This is a genomic window from Streptococcus oralis, assembly GCF_001075875.1.
Taxonomy (GTDB): Bacteria; Bacillota; Bacilli; order Lactobacillales; family Streptococcaceae; genus Streptococcus; species Streptococcus oralis_I.
In genome coordinates this window covers 1-514 of record NZ_JUOS01000078.1, presented here as the reverse complement: position 1 = coordinate 514, position 514 = coordinate 1, and the positions used below count along the sequence as shown (strand labels likewise).

The window sequence follows — 514 nt, the reverse complement described above, 5'->3', positions numbered from 1 at the left end:
TTCTCCTGCTGTTGCTTCACCAATCTTGTTGCCGTCTTTATCGTACAATTCAACCTTAGACCCTGGGTCTGCTGTTACCTCAACTGGAGTCTTAGTACCCGCTTTACCTGTAAGGTCTGTTGTGATTTCTGGTTGAGTTGGAGTAGCTGGGGTAGCTGGATCTTTAATAGATGTTGCTTTAGCCGGATCACTAGCTTCTGAAACTTTACCTGCATTGTTTGTTGCTTTAGCTGTTACGTCGCCTTCTGCAATATCAACAGTTGGTGTGATCGTTACTTTACCATCTTCTCCTGTTACACCTTCACCAATCTTGTAGCCATCTTTATCGAACAGTTCTACCTTAGTATTTGGTTCCGCTGTTACTTCAACTGGAGTCTTAGTACCCGCTTTACCTGTAAGATCTGTTGTAACAACTGGTTTACTTGGTTTAGCTGGAGTTTCTGGGGTCGCTGCTGTAGCTTGAACTGGATCGCTCGCTTCAGGCGTTTGACCATCTTTGCTTGACACAACAGTC

At 44.6% G+C, this 514-nt stretch carries 1 pseudogene; it reads right to left on the bottom strand.

From position 1 onward, the window contains the following. Positions 1–514, bottom strand: a pseudogene (locus tag ADM33_RS11440) (hypothetical protein); the annotation flags it as partial.